This is a genomic window from Streptomyces sp. NPDC049954 (genome assembly GCF_040656295.1).
Classification (GTDB): Bacteria; Actinomycetota; Actinomycetes; order Streptomycetales; family Streptomycetaceae; genus Streptomyces.
In genome coordinates this window covers 396,456-415,441 of the sequence record NZ_JBFALS010000003.1, presented here as the reverse complement: position 1 = coordinate 415,441, position 18,986 = coordinate 396,456, and the positions used below count along the sequence as shown (strand labels likewise).

Sequence of the window (18,986 nt, the reverse complement as noted above, 5' to 3'; positions counted from 1 at the left end):
GAAGGCGGAGGCGTCCGTATGCGGTTCCAGCGTGTACGCGCCTCCCTCCCCCGGCTCCGCAGCTTGAACTCGCCCGCCCGCCGGCCGCGGTGTTCCGCCACCCGCAGCCGGACGCCTTCCGCGGCCAGATGGCGCGCGGAGGCGTCGACCAGGTCCGGTACGGCGCGGCCGGGTCCCGCGAAGAGCGCCGCCATGGCGGACCTGTCGCGTTCCACCTCGTCCAGGTAAGCGTCCAGGCTGGAGTTGCCCACGAGGAGAGCGCCGCACGCGTTCCCGGCGAGGGGTACTCCGTCGCTCGACCTCTTGAGGAGCGGGCTGCCCCAGAAGTTCTCCTCAAGGCTCGCGCATGCCTCGGCCGGCAGGGCCCCCGGAAGACGGCGCCCACGACACGCCCTCGCAGGATGTCCGTCCACACCTGCCAGTCGAGCGCTTCGCGTTCCTCGAAACGAAAATAGTCGCCCGGGCTCACGTCGCCCGTCAGCCTGACGGGCGCGGCACCATTCGCCATTGCGGAATTTCCTCTCCGGGACTGAGTGGATCGGCCGGCGGTGAACGGCGCGGCCGTGGTCGGCGGCCCCCCTGCATTTCGCTCGCCTTTTCGATATTCCATCGCCGCCCCTGTCGTCTCATGAACATTCGAGACGAGCAGCCGGTGCCCCGGAAGGCGCTCAGGCGCTTCACCCGCCGTCGTGATTCTTGGCGCGGAACCGGGCGGGACAAACGCCCGGCCCATCCGATTTTCGGTGGTCATCCGTGAGCGTCAAGAGCACCCGGCTCGCGGTCTTCCGAATCCGGACAGTTCAGGACGGCATGTTTCCCGTCCCCCTTTCCCCGCACGCCCCTTCCGCCTCTTTAGCGGAGGGGCGGCGGCCCCCTTTCCCAACCGCCGCGTGGCGGTGGAAACTGCTTCCATGCGCTATGTGCACCTGGGTAATCCAGGTCTGAAGGTTTCCGTGGTCGGACTGGGTGCAACGAACTCGGGCGGTCCGTGGGCCTTGAGGGGGCTCACCCCGTGGTGAGCGCGGCGCTCGATGCCGGAATCACGCTCTTCGACACGGCGGACGTCTACGGGGACTCCGAGCCGGTGCTCGGTGAATGCCCTCGCGGGCAGCGCGACCGCGTCATCCTGGCGACGGATTCGGCCACCGCACAATGGACAGGGGATACGGGCCCGCGGCAGGGGCGAAGGGGGGACGTGCCCATATCCGCCGTGCCGTCGAGTCGTCCCTGCGTCGCCTCCGCACGGACTACATCGATCTCTACCAGATCCATACGCCCGATCCGTCGCCCCCCCATCGAGGAGACGCTCGCCGCCCTGACCGAGCTGGTCCGAGAGGGCGAAGTGCGCTACATCGGGAACTCCAATTTCGCCGCCTGGCAGATCACCGAGGCAGCCTGCGTCGCGCGCTTCTCGGGATACGAGCCCTTCGTATCCGCGCAGAACCACTGGTCACTGCTCCATCGCGACCTTGAGGACGAAGTCGTCCCAGCGGCACGTCATTCCGGCCTAGGAGTCCTCCCGTACTTCCCGCTCGCGAACGGCTTGCTGACCGGCGAGGTGCGCCGAGGAGCGGCCTTTCCGGAAGGGACCCGTATCGCGCAGAGCGCATACCAGGTCACCGAGGCACGGCTCGACACCGTGGAGTCACTGATCGCGTGGGGCGCGAAGCGCTCGCTCACCCTGCTGGACATCGCCGTAGGGGGCCTCGCCGCCTCCCGGGCTGCTCTTCGGTGATCGCGGGTGCCAAGAAGCCGGAACAAGTGAGGGCCAACGCGTCCGCAGGGCAGTGGATTCCCACCGACGAGGAACGCGAGGAACTGGTACGGCTGCTACAGAGGTGATATTCAGCCAGCGGGCCAGGTCGGCCACCGGCTGAAACGGGCGGCCTCGGGTGCCCGGATCCAGCCGATGACCAGTTCGCGGCTCAGGTAGTGGTGGCGCACCTGCTCGGGTGCGGCTCGCTCGGCGTCCAGCAGCATGGCCAGGGCCTCGTCGGTCCGGTTCCAGGCGCTGAGGGCTCGGGCGACTTCCAGGGCCCTCCCGGGGGCCGGGCCCTCCCTGAGGCCGCGCGCGGGAGCCCCCGGCCTCAGAACCCCAGGCGGCGCAGTTGCTTCGGGTCGCGCTGCCAGTCCTTGGCGACCTTGACGTGCAGATCGAGGAAGACGGGGGTGCCGAGCAGCGCCTCGATGTGCTTGCGGGACTTGGTGCCGACGTCGCGCAGCCGCTGGCCCTTGGGGCCGATCACGATGCCCTTCTGGCTGGGGCGCTCGATGAACAGGTTGGCGTGGATGTCGAGCATCGGCTTGTCGGCGGGGCGGCCCTCGCGCGGCAGCATCTCCTCGACCACGACGGCGATGGAGTGCGGCAGCTCGTCGCGTACGCCTTCGAGCGCGGCCTCGCGGATCAGCTCGGCCACCATGACCTGCTCGGGCTCGTCGGTCAGATCGCCCTCGGGGTAGAGCGGCGGGCTCTCGGGGAGGAACGGGACGATGAGGTCGGCGAGCAGGCCGACCTGGGCGCCGGAGACGGCGGAGACCGGGATGATCTCGGCCCATTCGAAGCCGAGTTCCCGCGCGAGCTGGTCGACCGCGATGAGCTGCTCGGCGAGCGCCTTGCCCTCGACGAGGTCGGTCTTGGTGACGATCGCGATCTTCGGGGTCTTCCTGATCCCGGCGAGTTCCTTGGCGATGAAGCGGTCGCCGGGGCCGATCTTCTGGTCGGCGGGCAGGCAGAAGCCGATCACGTCGACCTCGGCCCACGTGGCGCGGACCACGTCGTTGAGCCGCTCGCCGAGGAGGGTGCGCGGTTTGTGCAGTCCGGGGGTGTCGACCAGGATCAGCTGCGCGTCCTCGCGGTGCACGATGCCGCGCACGGTGTGCCGGGTGGTCTGCGGCCGGTTGGACGTGATGGCGACCTTCTGGCCCACCAGTGCGTTGGTCAGGGTCGACTTGCCCGCGTTGGGGCGGCCGACGAAGCACGCGAAGCCCGCGCGGTGCGGGGCGGAGGAGGAGGGGGAGGGTTCGCTCATGCGGCCCATTGTCCCCGATCCGGGGCGCGCGGCAGACCGGGGCCGCCCGTACGGGGCCGCGCGGGGACACCGGCCGGCTCTCCGCCCGGCCCTCCGCGCGCCCTCGCACCGGCTCCCTCGCGCTTCCCGCGCGGCTCCCGGCAGGTGCTCAGCCCGCCGTCAGCCGCTCCCGTACCGTGCCGTCCGGGGCGGCGAGGAACACCGGGGTGGCGGGGCCACCGAGGTCGGCGACGGCGGCGCGGTCCGCCTGCGGCAGCTCGGCGGCGGCCGAGACGACGGCGGCGGCCTCCAGGGACCGGGCCCCGCTCGCGACCGCCATCGCGACGGCCGTGCGCAGCGCGCTCAGCTCCAGGCTGGGCAGGCCCACGCTGCCCGCGACGTAGGTGCGGCCGGTCTCGTCGCGTACGGCGGCGCCCTCCGGCACCTCGTTACGGGCGCGGGCCGAACGGGCCAGGGTGACGATCTTGCTGTCCTCGGGGTCCAGCGCGGCGGGCGGCTGGGTGCTCTCGCTCATGATCCGAGCATACGAACCGGCGGGGCCCGGCCCCACGCCCGGGCCGACCGCCCGCCGACGCCGGGCACCCGGCCACGTCCTGCGCGCCCTGCCCGCCCGCCCCGGCGAGGCCACCGGCGGTGGCCCGCCGCTTACCGCTCGGCGCTCTCGACGGCGGCCTTGATGCCGTGCAGGGCTTCTTCGAGCCCGTGGTCGACGTGGGCGCCCTCGGTGCTCTGCGTGTGGAGCTGGACGGTGAGCCGGGAGCTGTCCGGCCCGTTGCCGGGGCCGACGTGCAGGCGGCCCCGGTAGTCGTGGGGTCCGGGTGCTCCCCATTCGAGGCTCTTGCCCTCCTCGACGACGTGGATCCACGCCTCGCTGGTGACGTCCTTCTCGGGAGCGTCCGGCGGGTCGATGTGGGCGGTGACCGTCACCTTGTCGTCGTCGTGCGGGCGGGCGGAGGTCAGCCGGGGCAGGTAGGCGGGCAGGTTCGCCACGTCGGCGAGGTAGGAGAAGAGCCGCTCGGTTCCCACCGCGACCAGGATCGAGTTGTCGTAGTCACCCATGTGTCTGCTCTGCCCCGGCGGCGGTCCGGCACCACGGGCGCGGGGCCGCACCACTCGAAGGAGGCGCGGGGCACCGCCGCCCGGCCGCGACCGGTGTCGCCCCGCGCTCCGGCCGGGGCGCGGGGTCTCAGCCCGCGATCCCGTGCATCTGCCGGCGGCGGCCCTCCGGGGAGACGAGCCACTCCAGCTTCGCGGCCGTGTCGGTCCCGGGCCACGGGGAGTGCATGACGATCGTCAGATCGGGCCTGGCCGGAACGCGCAACTGGGTGGCCTCCAGCGACAGGCGGCCCGCCTGCGGATGCTCCAGCTCCTTGCGCAGTTGCCCGCCGGGGGCGACGTCCCTGCGGGCCCAGAGCTCGGCGAACTCGGGGCTGCTGTCCAGGGCCTCCTCGACGATGAGCTGGAAGCCGTCGTCGTCGGGGCACTCGGAGCAGGCCGCGCGGAACTGCGCGACGACTCTCGGGGCGATCGCCGCCCAGTCCGTGGCCCGGGAGCGGTAGACGGGATCGGTGAAGAAGGTGATGAGGCAGTTCTGCCGCTGCCCGGGATGCATCCCGAGGACGGCGGCGGCCGAGTCGTTGTACAGCACGGTGTTCCAGTACGCGTCCATGATGTGCGCCGGGTACGGCAGCCAGTGGTCGAGCAGCCGTTGCAGCCCCTGGCACATGTCCGCGTCGCCCGGGTCCACCTGCGGCGGGGGCGGGTTGAGGCCCGCGAGGACGTAGAGGTGGCGGCGTTCGGCGCTCGTGAGCCGCAGCACCCGGCCTACGGCGTCGAGCACCTGCGGGGACACCGAGATGTCCCGGCCCTGCTCCAGCCACTGGTACCAGGAGGCGCCGACCCCGGCGAGGACCGCGACCTCCTCGCGCCGCAGGCCAGGGGTGCGGCGGCGCGCGCCCCCGTCGGGCAGGCCCGCCTCGGCGGGACTGACCCGGGCACGACGGCTCATCAGGAACGCGCGCAGCTCACTGTGGCGCCGCGATCTGCCGGGGCGGGAGTCCGCTCCCGCGGGCGCCCCCGAGTCCGCCGCCCGGGCACCGGTCCGTGTGGTCGTCACCGCTGAAGCCCCCCTGCCCGCCTGTCTGGTGGTACCGCCACCAGCATAAGGAGGCGCTCCCCACGCTTGTTCCCGTCATCGGAAGCTCTTTGCCATGACCGAAGCAAGGATCACCGAGACCGTCGTCGAACCCGCGATGCCCTCCCCGGCGGGCCCGCCCGCCACGACCGCCGTGCGCCCCGTGACCGTCACGCCGGCGCCCGCTCCCCCGTCGCCCTCCCCGCCCGGTCCCGGTCCGGGCCGGCCCGGCCTCGGCGTGCGCGCCGCGCTCGTCCTGTTCGTGCTGTGCGCCGCGCAGTTCATGGTGGCCCTCGACTTCTCCGTACTGAACGTGGCGCTGCCCGTGCTCGGCCGGGACCTCGGGATGGGCGAGTCCGGGCTCCAGTAGGGGATCACGGCGTTCGCGCTGCCCTCGGGCGGCTTCCTGCTCCTGTCGGGGCGCCTGGGCGACCTGTACGGCAGACGGCGGCTGTTCCTCACCGGGCTCGCCCTGTTCGGCGCCGCCTCGCTGCTCGCGACGCTCGCCTGGGACCCGGCCTCCTTCCTGGCGGGCCGCGCGCTCCAGGGGCTGGGCGCCGCCGCGATCGTCCCGACCGGCATGTCCCTGCTGACCACGACCTTCCCGGAGGGACCGCAGCGGGACCGCGCCCTCGGCATCAGCGGGACCCTGCTGTCCCTCGGCTTCACCGTCGGCATGGTCGCCGGCGGGGTGCTGACCGACACGCTGGGCTGGCGCTCCACGATGGGCCTGCTGACCCTGTTCTCCGTGCTGGTGCTGCCGCTGGCCCCGGTCCTGCTCACCGAGTCGAGGACCCCTGAGCGGCCCCGGCTCGACGTCCCGGGCGCGGTCACGGTGACCGGCGGGCTGCTCGCGGTGATCTACGCGCTCTCGACCGCCGCCGACCACGGCTTCGGCCGCGCCGACGTCCTGGTGACGCTGCTCGCCGGTCTGGCGCTGCTCGCGCTGTTCGTCCGCGTCGAGTCCCGCGCCGCCCAGCCGCTCGTGTCGCTGCCGATGCTGCGCCGTCCCACGGTGGCCTGGAGCAACCTGGGAGGTCTCGTGACCTTCTCGATGATGAGCACCGTGGTGTTCGTGCTGACGCTGTACCTCCAGGAGGTGCTGGGCCTGTCCCCGTTCCGCACCGGGCTGGTCTTCGGGGCGCAGGGCGTCCTGTCGGTCGTGGCCGGGGTCGGCGCGGGCCGGCTGGTCAGCCGCTTCGGTTCGCGTTCCGTCCTGGTGGGCTCACTGCTGCTCCAGGGGCTGTCGGTGCTCTCGCTGCTCGCCCTGGGCACCGGGACGGGCTCGGTGTGGCTCGCGACGGCCGGGGTCTCGGTGGCGAGCATGGGCCACCTCGGCGCGATCGTCTCGTACGGGCTGACCGCGACCTCGGGCGTGCCGGACGGGGAGCAGGGTCTCGCGACGGGGCTCGTGACGAGCACCCAGCAGATCGGGCTGACGGTCGGCATCCCGCTGCTGGGCGTGGTCGCGACGACGACGGGCGGCCTCGCGCACGGGGTGCACCTGGTGCTGCTCGTCGACGCGCTGGTGGTCGTGGCCGCCGCCGTCCTGGTGGGGACCGGGCTGCGCGGGGGCCGGCGGGCGACTCGCGTACGGGCGTGAGAGTCCCCGGGGCCCGACTCCGGGGCGGGCCCCAGGGCCGCTCTCAGGGCCGGTCGAGCCTGAGCCGTTCGGCTTTCGGCAGTCCGGCGACCACGAGGTCGTAGGAGTCCTCGATCATGTCGCGCACCTGGCGGCCGGGCAGCAGCCCGGCCGTCACCGTGTTCCAGTGCCGCTTGTTGAGGTGCCAGCCGGGCAGGACGGCCTCCGGGTGGGCGGCGCGCAGCCGCAGCGCGTCCTCCGGTTCGCACTTGAGCGAGACCTTGAGCGGCTCCGCGTCCAGCTCGCTCAGTGCGAAGACCTTGCCGAGGACCTTGAAGACGGAGGTCGTCGGGTTGAAGGGGAACTCCTCGACGGAGGCGTTGAAGGACAGGCAGAAGGCGCGCAGCCCGGCCGCGTCCAGGGGCCGCCCGGCCCCCGTACCGGCGTCCGCGCCGCCGGCCCGCGCCCCGCGCTCGTGCGTGCCCATGTCAGCCCGCCCTCTCGCTCTCCCGCTCGGCGGCCTGCGCGCCCGTCGCGGAGGTCCCGTCCCCGGAACGGTGCCCGGCGCTCGCGCCGACCGGCTCCACCAGGACGGTGACGATCTTGTTGCGGCGCCCCGCCGAGGACTCCGCCGTCAGCCGCAGCTCCCGGCCGTCGGGCAGTTCCACCACGGCCGAGGCGTCCGCGATCGGGACCCGGCCCAGCGCCTTGGCGAGCAGCCCGCCGACGGTCTCGACGTCCTCGTCGTCGTACTCCTCGATGCCGTACAGCTCGCCGAGGTCGCCGATGTCGAGCCGGGCGGTGACGCGGTGGCGCTCGCCGTCGAGCTTCTCGACGGGCGGCAGTTCACGGTCGTACTCGTCGGTGATCTCGCCGACGATCTCCTCCAGGATGTCCTCGATGGTGACTATCCCGGCGGTCCCGCCGTACTCGTCGATGACGACGGCGCAGTGCGTGCGCTCCTGCTGCATCTCGCGCAGCAGGTCCCCCGCGTTCTTCGTGTCGGGCACGAAGGTCGCGGGCCGCATCGTGGTGGACACGAGGTCCGACTCGGCCTCACGGTTGACGTGCGTCTTGCGCGCGAGGTCCTTGAGGTAGACGATCCCGACCACGTCGTCCTCGTTCTCCCCGGTCACCGGGATGCGCGAGAAACCGGAGCGCAGCGCGAGGGTCAGCGCCTGCCGGACGGTCTTGAACCGCTCGATGACGACGAGGTCGGTGCGCGGCACCATGACCTCGCGCACCAGGGTGTCGCCGAGTTCGAAGACGGAGTGCACCATGCGGCGCTCCTCGTCCTCGATGAGGGACTGCTGTTCCGCGATGTCGACGAGGGCCCGCAGCTCCGCCTCGCTCGCGAACGGCCCGCGCCGGAAGCCCTTGCCGGGGGTGAGGGCGTTGCCGATGAGGATGAGCAGCGGCGGGACGGGGCCCATGACCTTGGCGAGCGGCACCAGGACGTACGCGGCCGCCGTCGCCGTGTTCAGCGGGTGCTGACGGCCGATGGTGCGCGGGGAGACCCCGACCGCCACATAGCTGACCAGCACCATCACGCCGATCGCGACGAGCAGCGCGGCCCAGGTCGAGGAGAACTCCTGGAGGCAGGCGTACGTCACGAGGGCGGCGGCGGCCATCTCGCAGGCCACCCGCACCAGGAGCGCGACGTTCAGGTAGCGGGTCGGGTCGGCGGCGACCTGCGCGAGCTTCGCGCCGCCGCGCCGGCCCGAACGCGCGGCCTCCTCGGCGCGGAAGCCGGAGACGCGCGCGAGCCCGGCCTCGGCGCAGGCCGCGAGCCAGGCCACGACGACGAGGGCGACCGCGCCGAGGACGAGCGTCGCGCTCATGACGACGCTCCGGCGCCCCGCGCGGGGACGACGGGCGTCCCCGCGCGGCTGCCGCCGCGGACCGGGGCCGGGGCGCCGCTCATGAGACGGTCGGGGCGGGTGAGGGCCCCGTCAGTCCGTGCTCGGCGCGCCAGCCGTCCACGATGGCCTGCTGGAGGCCGAACATCTCGGCCTTCTCGTCGGGCTCCTCGTGGTCGTAGCCCAGGAGGTGGAGGACGCCGTGGACGGTGAGCAGTTGCAGCTCCTCGTCCATGGAGTGCCGGGTCGGCGCCTCCTCCCCCTGTTTCTTCGCGACCTCGGGGCACAGCACGATGTCACCGAGCAGCCCCTGCGGGGGCTCCTCCTCGTCCTTGGACGGCGGACGCAGTTCGTCCATCGGGAAGGACATGACATCGGTGGGTCCGGGCAGATCCATCCACTGCACGTGCAGCTGCTCCATCGCCTGGGTGTCGACGACGATCACCGACAGCTCGGACAGGGGGTGGATGCGCATGCGGGTCAGGGCGTAGCGGGCGACGTCCAGGATCGCCTGCTCGTCCACCTCGGTCCCGGACTCGTTGTTGACGTCGATCGACATGGTGCTGTCCGGTCTACTTCCCGTCGCGACCGCGTGAACGGCCGGCCTGGCGCGAGCGGTCCTCGTCGCGCTGGTGTTCGCTGTCGTACTTCTCGTAGGCGTCGACGATACGGCCCACCAGGCGGTGCCGGACGACGTCCTGCGAGGTCAGCCGCGAGAAGTGCACGTCATCCAGCCCCTCCAGGATGTCCTGCACCTGCCGCAGCCCGCTCTTGGTGCCGCCGGGCAGGTCGACCTGGGTGACGTCCCCGGTGATCACGATCTTCGAGTCGAAGCCGAGCCGGGTGAGGAACATCTTCATCTGCTCGGGGTTCGTGTTCTGCGCCTCGTCCAGGATGATAAAAGCCTCATTCAGGGTGCGGCCCCGCATGTAGGCCAGCGGCGCGACCTCGATGGTCCCGGCCGCCATGAGGCGGGGGATGGAGTCGGGATCGAGCATGTCGTGCAGGGCGTCGTACAGCGGGCGCAGGTACGGGTCGATCTTCTCGAAGAGCGTGCCGGGCAGGAAGCCGAGGCGCTCCCCCGCCTCGACCGCCGGCCGGGTCAGGATGATGCGGCTGACCTGCTTGGACTGGAGGGCCTGTACGGCCTTCGCCATCGCGAGGTAGGTCTTGCCGGTGCCCGCGGGGCCGATGCCGAAGACGATCGTGTTCTTGTCGATCGCGTCGACGTAGCGCTTCTGGTTGAGCGTCTTCGGCCGGATGGTGCGGCCCCGGTTGGACAGGATGTTCTGGGTCAGGACGTCGGCGGGGGTCTCCTCGCCGTCGCCCTCGCCGCTCCCGCTCGCCCTGAGCATGGCGATCGAACGTTCCACCGCGTCCTCCGTCATGGGCTGCCCGGTCCGCAGCACCAGCATCATCTGATCGAAAAGCTGCTGGATGAGGGCGACGTCGGCCGCCTCACCCGTCGCGGTGATCTCGTTTCCCCGCACATGGATGTCGGCCGCGGGGAAGGCCGCCTCGATCACCCGCAGGAGGGCGTCCCCGGAACCGAGGACGGTGACCATGGGATGGCTCGCGGGAACGGTGAAGTGGGCGCGCGCCTGCCCGTCGGCAGGGGGCTTCGCAGTCGGTGTCTGAGTCATGGGCCGGCACTGTGGCCTGCGCATACCTCCTGTATCGGGTCCTCGCCGGTCGAAAACCTCGTGCTGACCAGCCTACGACCCGGCGGGCGTGGTCCCGTAGAGCTTTTACACGCCGCGTCCGAACCGTTGTGCGCCGGGCGCGGGCGGCCCTCTCCTTCGGCCCGGTCAGTCCGCTTCGGCGAGGAAGGGCAGGAGGGTCCGGGTGAAGGCCTCGGGCTGTTCCAGGGTGAGGAGGTGGCCCGCGCCGGGGAAGGTGACGAGGCGGGCGCCGGGGATCTCGCGGGTGTAGCGGGCGGCGATGTCCTGGAAGTCGGGTACGTCGAGCGTGCCGACGCCGATCAGGGCGGGGACGGTGAGCGCGCCGGGGTCGCCCTCGCCGGGGCCGGCCGCGTACCGCTCCAAGGCCTCCTGGTGGACGAGGGCGGTGCGGACCGGGCCCCGCATCCGGTCGAGGAGGCGGCCGTCCACCTCGTCCTCGGTGCGCCGCGGCCCGCGCAGCCACATGTCGAGGTCGACGCGGACGGCGGCGTCGAGGTCACCGGCCTCCCGCGCGGCCGTCTCCGCCGCGTCGTACGCGACCATCGCGGCGCCCCAGTCCCAGCCGGGCCACGGCGGGGCGAACGCGGCCAGCGAGCGGACCCGCCCGGGGTGCGCGAGAGCGAAGTCGAGGGCGATCCGCCCGCCCCAGGAGGCACCGACGAGGTGCACCCGCCCGTACCCGAGGTGGTCGAGCAGGTCCCGCAGGTCCTCCACGTCGCTGTACGCGGCGGTGGGCGGGGCCGAGCGCCCGAAGCCGCGCAGGTCGTACCGGAGGACGGTGTACCGCGCGGCGAGCGCGGGCACGGCCTCGTCCCACATGGTGCTGTCGGCGATCCCGGCGTGCACGAGCACGAGCGGCGGGCCCGCACCGGTCACGGAGTGGACGAGCGGGGCGTGGTGGTCCTGGCGGAGGGGCATGGGCGGATGCTCGCAGGCGGAGGCACGACGCGCGCGCGATTTCCGCGCGCCGCGGCACTGCCGGGGTCGCACGCGGGTACCGGGAGCGCACGTATCCGGTTCAGGACAGGGGGAGTTGACCATGTGGCGTGGGCCTTCTTCGGCTCCCTCGTCTCCGGTCCCGCCTCGACGACCTGCGCGCCCAGTCCGCCCGCCCGGCCGCCGAGGGCCGCTGACTCACGCCGAGCGTGCCCCGAACCCGATCGTCGGTACCGCCCGGCGCCTGGGCCACTGCCCCGGGGTGTCCGGCAGCAGCGCGTCGAGGAAGGCGTAGCGGCGCAGGGCGGCCGGGTCCTGGTCGTCGTAGGACTGGACGTGGCGCCACCAGGTCGCGATCTCGGCCCAGCCCGGGGCGGACAGGGAGCCGCCGAACTCCTGGACGGAGAGGGCGGCGGTGAGCCCGGCGAAGGCGAGGCGGTCGGCGAGCGGCCAGCCGGCCAGGCTGCCGGTGACGAAACCGGCCACGAAGACGTCCCCGGCGCCGGTCGGGTCGAGGGCGGGCACCTCGATCGCGGGGACCTCGGCGCTCTCGCCGGTGCGCCGGTCGACGGCGTAGGCGCCGTCCTGGCCGAGGGTGACGACGGCGAGCGGGACGACCTCGGTGAGGGCGTGGGCGGCGGCGCGCGGGCAGGTGGTGCCGGTGTAGCGCATCGCCTCCTCGGCGTTCGGCAGGAACGCTTCGCAGTGGGCGAGGTCGGTGAGGGCGGCGAGGTCCCAGCGACCCGTGTCGTCCCAGCCGATGTCGGCGAAGACGCGGGTGCCGCAGGCCGCCGCGTGCGCGATCCAGGGCGCGGGGCGGCCCGGCGCGAGGGAGGCGACGGCGGCGAGCGCGTCCGGTACGCGGGCGGACTCCGGTTCCTGGGCGGAGTCGACGTGGCCGTGCGAGACCATCGTGCGCTCCCCCTCGTAGGCCATGGAGACGGTGACCGGGGAGTGCCAGCCGGGGACCCGGCGGGAGGGCCGCAGGTCGATGCCCTCGCCCTGTTCGAGCGCGTCCCAGCAGTACTCGCCGTAGTGGTCGTCGCCGAACGCGGCGGCGAGCGAGGTGCGCAGGCCGAGCCGGGCGAGGGCGGTGGCCATGTTGGCGACGCCGCCGGGGCTGGAGCCCATGCCCCGGGCCCAGGACTCGGTGCCGCGCACGGGGGCCGAGTCGAGGCCGGTGAAGATGATGTCGAGGAAGACGGTGCCGGTCAGGTAGACGTCGCACAGGGGGCCGTCGGCGGAGCGGATCGCGGCGAGGGGGTCGAGGGCGGCGGGCCGTTCCGTCCACTGCGGACGTTCGGTGCGCCGCGCCCGGTCGGTTCGCTGCGGTTCGTACGTGCTCACGGTGCGCTCCCCTTGCCTGGTGCGGGTCCGGACAGTGTGCAACATCTCGTGCGCACGGGCGGTGAGGTACGTTCCACCAGCATGAGGCTGACGATTCTGGGTGGCGGTGGGTTCCGGGTCCCGCTGGTGTACGGGGCGCTCGCGGGCGGGCGTGCGGCGGAGGTCACCGAGGTGACGCTGTACGACACGGACCCGGTGCGGCTGTCCGTCGTACGCGCGGTGGTCGACTCCGTCCCTGGCGGTCCCCCGGTGCGCACGGCCACCGATCTCGACGACGCGGTGCGCGGCGCGGACTTCGTGTTCTCCGCGATCCGGGTGGGCGGTACGGCGGGCCGGGTCGCCGACGAGCGGGTCCCGCTGGACGAGGGGGTGCTGGGCCAGGAGACGGTCGGCGCGGGCGGCATCCTGTACGGGCTGCGGACGGTGCCGGTCGCGCTGCGGATCGCGGAGCGCGTCAAGGCGCTCGCGCCCGGGGCCTGGGTCATCAACTTCACCAACCCGGCCGGCACGGTGACCGAGGCGATGGCGCAGGTGCTGGGCGACCGGGTCATCGGTATCTGTGATTCGCCGGTGGGGCTCGTACGGCGCGCGGCGCGGGCCGCGGGCGCCGATCCGGACACCGTGGCCTACGCCTACGTGGGGCTCAACCACCTCGGCTGGCTGCGGTCGTTGACGGCGGCGGACGGTACGGACCTGCTGGCGCGGCTGCTCGCGGACCGGGCGGCGCTGGAGTCCTTCGAGGAGGGGCGGCTGTTCGGCGCCGAGTGGCTGCGGGCGCTGGGCTCGCTGCCCAACGAGTACCTGCACTACTACTACTTCCGGCGGGAGGCGCTGGCCGCGGTGCGGGCGGCGGACCGTACGCGCGGGGAGTTCCTGGCCGAGCAGCAGGAGGCGTTCTTCGCGGCGGCGGCGCGCGAACCCGAGCGGGCGGCCGAGTTGTGGGAGCGGACCCGGCGGGAGCGCGAGGAGACGTACATGGCGGAGAGCCGTGCCGCGAGCGGGGGCTGGGAGCGCGAGGAGGAGGATCTCGCGGGCGGCGGCTACGACCGGGTGGCGCTCGCGCTGATGCGGGCCGTCGCGGGCGACGTGCGGGGCACGCGGCTGATCCTGAACGTGCGCAACGGTACGACCGTGCCCGAGCTGCCGGCCGACGCGGTCATCGAGACGGTGTGCGAGGTCGACGCGCGCGGCGCCCGGCCGGTGCCGTGCGCGCCGCTGGGCGAGGCGGAACTGGGCCTGATGCTCCAGCTGAAGGCGGTGGAGCGGGCGACGGTCGAGGCCGCGGTGTTCAAGGACCGTACGGCGGCGCTGCGCGCGCTGGCCCTGCACCCCCTGGTGGACTCCCCGGCGGTCGCGGACCGCATCCTGGAGCGCGTCGCCCGGTAGCGCCGCGACAGGCAGCGGTCGCCCCCTCCGCCGGCCGGATTCCGGTCGGATCACAGCCCCGCGCGTACCGGTTCACGCGCGGGGCTGTCCGGCGTGCGCCCGGTGACCGGGCGTGTGCGTCCGTGCGCTTGGCGTGCGCCGGGGCGGGGTGGCCGAGGTTCACGTGACCGGCGTACGCGCGGCGTAGACAGGGCGTAGACACCCGCCGTTCCAGGACTTCGTGAACACGTCCTCGACCTGCGGAAACGGTCGAGTTACCCGCTCACTTCACACCCAAACAAAACGTGATCCAGATCACACCTCCCCGGGTTCTCGTGCCGGGCGCGTGCTTGATACAAATTGCCTCGCGCACCCGTCGATCCGGCCGCAGAACCCGGCCCACGGTGGCGAACCCCCCTCTTCGCGTTGCCTTTTCGCGTACCCCTCCCGGGCACAGCCCTGCCTTCCGGCACCGCACGCCCCGGCCCCCCGCCCTGTCGCTCCGCACGCCTTGGAACAGCCCGTGTCCCCGCGCCCCGCCCGGCCCCTCGTCGCCCTGTTCACCGCCGGCTACCTCGCCTCGTACCTGCTCCCCACCATCGTCGGCCGCATCGGTTCCGGTCTCGGACTGAACCCGGCCGAGGCGGGTGTCGTGGGCAGCGGTCTGCTGCTCAGTTCCGCCGCGGCCGGTTTCACCCTCGCGGGCCGCGTGGAGCGGGTCGGCGCGCGCAGAGCGGCCCGCGTGGGCCTCCTGCTCGCGGCGGTCGGCTACGCGCTGGCCGCGCTCGGCAGCGACGTCCCCCTCGTCGTGCTCGGTACGGTCGTCGGCGGCTTCGGCTCCGGTACGGCGACGACGGTCGCGGCCTCCGGGATCGCCGCGCTGCGCGATCCGCACCGCGCCTCGACCGCCGGACTCCTCTCGGTCTCGGTGGTCGCGGGCGCCCTCTACCTGACCCTTCCTCACCTGGGCGGCGGACACCGGCTGCCGCTCGCCGCGATCGCGCTGGTCGCCGCCCTGGCCTGGCCCGCGACGCGGTCCCTGCCGACGGTGGGCCCGGCGGACCGGGCCCCGGCCCCGGCCGCCGCAAGGGCGTCCGCCCCACTCCCCTACCGCCGCTCGGGCCTGGTGCTCGCGGTGGCGATCGTGGGCTGGTCCATGGCGCAGAACGCGCTGTGGGGCGTGAGCAGCAGGATCGGCCAGGAGCAGGCCGGACTGGACGAGGTGACGGTGGGCGCGGTGTTCGCCGTGGCGCTCGGCTCGGGGCTGCTCGGGATACTCGGCGCGGGCGTGCTCGGCTCCCGGCTCGGCCGGGCGGTGCCGATCGGTGCCGGCACGGTGTTCATCGCGGGCTGTATCGCGGTCAGCGCCTCGGCGGACGGCCTCGGCGGTTTCGCGGGCGGCGAGATCCTGTGGAACACGGGCTACCCGGTGGTGCTGTCGTACCTCATCGGCCTGGCCGCCTCGCTGGACCCGCGCGGACGCTGGGCGGTCCTGGTCGGCTCGGCCTCCTCGCTGGGCGTGGCCTGCGGTCCGCTGAGCGGCAGTGTGCTGGTCGAGACGGTCGGCTTCGCGGGGATGGGGCTCGTGCTGTGCGCGGTCCTGCTGCTGCTCGCGGTGCCGCTGACGGCGGTCGCGCTGCACACCAGTGGGCGTCCGCTCGTGTTCGGCGCGGTACGGCGCAGGGGCGGGGCCGCGGCCGCGTTCGTGGCGGCCGGAGCGGGCGCCCCCTCGGGGACCGTTCCGCAGCTCGGCGCGCCCGAACAGCCGGTCACCGCGATCGCGGTGCCGGTCGCCGACCCGGCGCGCACCGCGTACGGCCCGGCCGGTCCGCGGCCGTCCGGCGGCTGACCGGCCGGCCGCGGACTCAGGAGAAACGGTTCGTCCCGGAGTTCGCCGGGGGCTCGCCGGCGAGCCCCGCCACGGGTTCCCCCGGGGGTTCGTCCCGGACGGCGGGCCGGGGCCCCTCAGCCGAAGTCGTGCGCCTCGACCTCGGCGAGGTAGCGGGCCCGCAGCTCCTCCTCGTCGTCGAGGAAGGCGGCCTCGAAGGAGTTGCGGGCCAGGGTCCGCAGCTCCTCGGGGCCCAGGCCCAGCGTCTCGCGCACGGCGCGGAAGTTGTCCTCGACGTAGCCGCCGAAGTACGAGGGGTCGTCGGAGTTGACGGTGCACTTGAGCCCGGCGGCGAGCATCGCGCGCAGCGGGTGCTCGGCGAGGGTGTCGACGGTGCGCAGCCGCACGTTGGACAGCGGGCACAGCGTGAGCGGCACGCCCTCGCGCACGAGCCGGGCGGTCAGCCCGGCGTCCTCGAAGGCGCGCAGCCCGTGGTCGATCCGCTCGACGCCCAGGACGTCGAGGGCCTCGGTGACGTACTGCGGGGGCCCCTCCTCCCCGGCGTGCGCGACGCGGCGCAGGCCGAGCGCGGCGGCCTTCTCGTAGACCTCGCGGAACTTCGCCGGGGGGTTGCCGACCTCGGCGGAGTCCAGTCCGACCCCGGTGATCAGGCCGAGGAAGGGCTCGGCCTCGGCGAGGGTGGCGAGCGCCGACTCGGCGGGCTGGTCGCGCAGGAAGCACATGATGAGCCGGCTCGACATGCCGTACCGCTCGCGGGCGCTCTCCAGGGCGCGGTGCAGTCCGTGGACGACGGTGGCGAAGGGCACGCCGCGCGCGGTGTGGGCCTGCGGGTCGAAGAAGATCTCGGCGTGCCGCACGCCCTGGGCCGCGGCCCGCTCCAGGTAGGCCCCCGCCAGTTCCTCGAAGTCCCGCTCGGTGCGCAGGACCGCCATCAGCTCGTAGTAGAGGTTGAGGAAGGACTGGAGGTCCTCGAAGGCGTAGGCGTGGCGCAGGGCCAGCTCGTCGTCGTGGCTCAGCGTCACGCCGTTGCGCGCGGCGAGGGCGAAGGCCAGCTCGGGTTCGAGGGTGCCTTCGATATGAAGGTGGAGCTCCGCCTTGGGGACGGGTACGGAAGAGGGCATCCCAGAATCGTACGGGAATGCGAGGCGGCACGGCCGGGGGCCTCGGCCGGTGCCGCGCCCGGGGGGGGGGGGGGTGAGCGGCGGGTTCAGCGGCGCGGCGGCACCGGTACCCGTTCCAGGTCCTCGGCGACGGTGAGCAGTCCGTCGTAGCCGGTGGCGCGGGCCTGCCGTTCGAAGACCGCGGGGTCGGGGTAGCGCTGCGAGAAGTGGGTGAGCACGAGGTGGCGTACGCCCGCGTCGCGCGCGAGGCGGGCGGCCTGCCCGGCGGTGAGGTGGCCGTGCTCGGTGGCGAGCGCGGCGTCCTCGTCGGTGAAGGTCGACTCGATGACCAGGAGGTCGCAGCCCTCGGCCAGCGCCTCGGCGCCCTCGCACAGCCGGGTGTCCATGACGAAGGCGAAGCGCTGCCCGCGCCGCACCTCGCTGACCTGTTCCAGGGTGACGCCGCGCAGGACGCCCTCGCGCTGGAGTACGCCGATGTCGGGCCCGGAGATCCCGTGCGCGGCGAGCGCCTCGGGGAGCATGCGGCGTCCGTCGGGTTCGGTCAGCCGGTAGCCGAAGGAGTCGACGGGGTGGCTGAGCGCGTGGGCCTCCAGGGTGTACGCGTCGGTCGTGGCGATCACCCCCGCGCCGTGGACGGGTTCGGGGGTGATGCCGACGCTCTCGTAGTACGCCGTGGAGTACCGCAGCCGCCGGAAGAACCGCTCCCCGCTCGCCGGGTAGTGGGCGCGGACGGGGTGCGGGACCCGGTCGAGGTTGATGCGCTGGATGATCCCGGCCAGGCCCAGCGAGTGGTCGCCGTGGAAGTGGGTGACGCAGATCCGGTGCAGGTCGGTCGCGGAGATCCCGGCGTACGACATCTGCCGCTGGCTGCCCTCGCCCGGGTCGAACAGGATGCCCTCGCCGTCCCAGCGCAGGACGTAGCCGTTGTGGTTGCGGCGGCGGGTGGGCAACTGGCTCGCGGTGCCGAGCACGACCAGTTCGCGGGAGGACACGGGCGGCTCAGCCGGGCGGCCACTGGAGGCCGCGGCCCCCGAGGACGTGGGCGTGGACGTGGAACACGGTCTGCCCGGCGCCCGAGCCGGTGTTGAGGACGATCCGGTAGCCGGACTCGTCGATCCCCTCCTGCCGGGCGACCTGGCCGGCGCTGCTCAGCACGTCGGCGCTCAGTTGCGGGTCGGCCGCGAGGGCGGCGGCGTTCGGGTGGTGCGCCTTGGGGACGACCAGGACGTGCGTGGGCGCCTGCGGGTTTATGTCGCGGAAGGCGAGGGTGGTGCCGGTGTCGAGGACGATGTCCGCGGGCACCTCCCCGGCGACGATCTTGCAGAACAGGCAGTCGGCCTGCGGTTCACCCGCCATGGTCCGGTGTCCTCCTCGCGGCTCGCGGACGTCACTCGGTGCCCACCCGGGCACTTCGTGCATCGTAGTCGCGCGCGCCCGCGCGGCACGGAGCCGGGTGCGGACGCTCAGCCCGGCTCGGGGAGCGGTTCGCCGGTCTCCAGCAGGGTCTTGAGGCTGGAGAGGATCACCGGCCAGCCCTCCTCGATCATGGGGCGCAGCAGTCCGCCGGGGGCGAGGCCCTCGTGCGTGAGACGCAGCCGCACCTGCCCGTACAGCGGTTCGATCGTCCAGCGCACCCGTGAGCGGGGTTCGGCGGCGAGGGCGGCGCGCGTCGCCTCGTCCACTCCGACGGCCGCCGCCCATTCCGGGGTGAAGGTGTGCCAGGTGTAGGCGAACTCGCGTCCGGGCACGGCGGCGAGGACGGTCTGCTCGGGGTGGGAGATGCGCACCCCGCGCTCCTGCCACACGACGGGGGCGCCCTCCTCGGCCTCGGTGATCAGCTCGGCGCCCCAGTAGACGGAGGTCTCGGCCGGGTCGGTGAGGGCCTGCCACAGCGCCTCGGGGCTCGCACGCAGGTACGAGGTGTACGTGAACGTCTCGCTCTCCATGGCCCCAGCCTTCCCCAGCGGACCGGGAGCGGCCAGCCGGGACGACCGGCGCGGGAGAAGGACCGGGGCCCGCCCCCCCACGTCGTGTGGGGGGGGGCCCAACAACAAAAGAGGAAAAACCACCCCCCCGCCGGGG

General features: G+C 73.3%; 18 protein-coding genes and 1 pseudogene. 4 read left to right on the top strand and 15 right to left on the bottom strand.

What is annotated here, in order from left to right; translation table 11 throughout:
- The first annotated feature begins 1,015 nt into the window (after positions 1-1,015).
- On the top strand, positions 1,016-1,735 hold the full coding sequence (locus AB0J21_RS08265; protein WP_363145033.1) for an aldo/keto reductase: 720 nt from the start codon (positions 1,016-1,018) through the stop codon (positions 1,733-1,735).
- A gap of 110 nt (positions 1,736-1,845) precedes the next feature.
- On the opposite strand, the gene AB0J21_RS08260 is transcribed toward AB0J21_RS08265, so the two are convergent.
- The 5 genes from AB0J21_RS08260 to AB0J21_RS08240 all read right to left on the bottom strand — a co-directional run bounded on the left by AB0J21_RS08260 (position 1,846) and on the right by AB0J21_RS08240 (position 5,052).
- Positions 1,846-1,980 (bottom strand): hypothetical protein, encoded by a 135-nt coding sequence (locus AB0J21_RS08260; protein WP_363145032.1) that lies wholly within the window; start codon positions 1,978-1,980, stop codon positions 1,846-1,848.
- A 107-nt stretch (positions 1,981-2,087) separates the two neighbouring features.
- Positions 2,088-3,038 (bottom strand): GTPase Era, encoded by a 951-nt coding sequence (gene era, locus AB0J21_RS08255; RefSeq protein ID WP_363145031.1) that lies wholly within the window; start codon positions 3,036-3,038, stop codon positions 2,088-2,090.
- A 139-nt stretch (positions 3,039-3,177) separates the two neighbouring features.
- Entirely contained in the window at positions 3,178-3,543 is a 366-nt protein-coding gene (locus AB0J21_RS08250; RefSeq protein WP_363145030.1) for a cytidine deaminase, read from the bottom strand.
- 131 nt (positions 3,544-3,674) lie between these two features.
- On the bottom strand, positions 3,675-4,088 hold the full coding sequence (locus tag AB0J21_RS08245) for a hypothetical protein (RefSeq protein ID WP_363145029.1): 414 nt from the start codon (positions 4,086-4,088) through the stop codon (positions 3,675-3,677).
- Positions 4,089-4,215: 127 nt separating this feature from the next.
- Positions 4,216-5,052 (bottom strand): helix-turn-helix transcriptional regulator, encoded by an 837-nt coding sequence (locus tag AB0J21_RS08240; RefSeq protein WP_363145219.1) that lies wholly within the window; start codon positions 5,050-5,052, stop codon positions 4,216-4,218.
- A 229-nt stretch (positions 5,053-5,281) separates the two neighbouring features.
- On the opposite strand from AB0J21_RS08240, the pseudogene AB0J21_RS08235 reads away from it, so the two are divergent.
- Positions 5,282-6,766 (top strand): annotated as a pseudogene (locus tag AB0J21_RS08235) (MFS transporter).
- Between the two features lie 43 nt (positions 6,767-6,809).
- Here the strand turns inward: AB0J21_RS08235 and AB0J21_RS08230 are convergent.
- The 6 genes from AB0J21_RS08230 to AB0J21_RS08205 all read right to left on the bottom strand — a co-directional run bounded on the left by AB0J21_RS08230 (position 6,810) and on the right by AB0J21_RS08205 (position 12,569).
- Positions 6,810-7,166 (bottom strand): MmcQ/YjbR family DNA-binding protein, encoded by a 357-nt coding sequence (locus AB0J21_RS08230; RefSeq protein WP_363145218.1) that lies wholly within the window; start codon positions 7,164-7,166, stop codon positions 6,810-6,812.
- Positions 7,167-7,233: 67 nt separating this feature from the next.
- A complete protein-coding gene (locus tag AB0J21_RS08225; protein ID WP_363145028.1) occupies positions 7,234-8,586 on the bottom strand; it encodes a hemolysin family protein in 1,353 nt (450 codons plus the stop codon).
- A 79-nt stretch (positions 8,587-8,665) separates the two neighbouring features.
- Positions 8,666-9,163 (bottom strand): rRNA maturation RNase YbeY, encoded by a 498-nt coding sequence (gene ybeY, locus AB0J21_RS08220; protein WP_363145027.1) that lies wholly within the window; start codon positions 9,161-9,163, stop codon positions 8,666-8,668.
- A gap of 13 nt (positions 9,164-9,176) precedes the next feature.
- Positions 9,177-10,247: a PhoH family protein gene (locus AB0J21_RS08215; RefSeq protein ID WP_363145026.1), complete on the bottom strand. Its 1,071-nt coding sequence runs from the start codon at positions 10,245-10,247 to the stop codon at positions 9,177-9,179.
- A gap of 165 nt (positions 10,248-10,412) precedes the next feature.
- Positions 10,413-11,204, bottom strand: coding sequence for an alpha/beta hydrolase (locus AB0J21_RS08210; protein WP_363145025.1), 792 nt, complete (start codon positions 11,202-11,204; stop codon positions 10,413-10,415).
- 216 nt (positions 11,205-11,420) lie between these two features.
- The gene (locus AB0J21_RS08205; protein ID WP_363145024.1) at positions 11,421-12,569 is read right to left on the bottom strand and encodes a PfkB family carbohydrate kinase; all 1,149 of its coding nucleotides are present in this window, start codon (positions 12,567-12,569) and stop codon (positions 11,421-11,423) included.
- 81 nt (positions 12,570-12,650) lie between these two features.
- Between AB0J21_RS08205 and AB0J21_RS08200 the strand changes: the two genes are divergently transcribed.
- The gene (locus tag AB0J21_RS08200) at positions 12,651-13,955 is read left to right on the top strand and encodes a 6-phospho-beta-glucosidase (protein ID WP_363145023.1); all 1,305 of its coding nucleotides are present in this window, start codon (positions 12,651-12,653) and stop codon (positions 13,953-13,955) included.
- Positions 13,956-14,457: 502 nt separating this feature from the next.
- Positions 14,458-15,783, top strand: coding sequence for an MFS transporter (locus AB0J21_RS08195; RefSeq protein ID WP_363145022.1), 1,326 nt, complete (start codon positions 14,458-14,460; stop codon positions 15,781-15,783).
- Positions 15,784-15,899: 116 nt separating this feature from the next.
- On the opposite strand, the gene AB0J21_RS08190 is transcribed toward AB0J21_RS08195, so the two are convergent.
- The 4 genes from AB0J21_RS08190 to AB0J21_RS08175 form a co-directional block, all read right to left on the bottom strand.
- Positions 15,900-16,904 (bottom strand): adenosine deaminase, encoded by a 1,005-nt coding sequence (locus AB0J21_RS08190; protein ID WP_363145021.1) that lies wholly within the window; start codon positions 16,902-16,904, stop codon positions 15,900-15,902.
- Between the two features lie 86 nt (positions 16,905-16,990).
- Positions 16,991-17,896, bottom strand: a complete 906-nt coding sequence (locus AB0J21_RS08185) for a ribonuclease Z (RefSeq protein WP_363145020.1) — start codon at positions 17,894-17,896, stop codon at positions 16,991-16,993.
- A gap of 7 nt (positions 17,897-17,903) precedes the next feature.
- Positions 17,904-18,260 (bottom strand): histidine triad nucleotide-binding protein, encoded by a 357-nt coding sequence (locus tag AB0J21_RS08180; protein ID WP_363145019.1) that lies wholly within the window; start codon positions 18,258-18,260, stop codon positions 17,904-17,906.
- A 107-nt stretch (positions 18,261-18,367) separates the two neighbouring features.
- A complete protein-coding gene (locus AB0J21_RS08175; RefSeq protein WP_363145018.1) occupies positions 18,368-18,850 on the bottom strand; it encodes an SRPBCC family protein in 483 nt (160 codons plus the stop codon).
- Positions 18,851-18,986 lie beyond the last annotated feature (136 nt).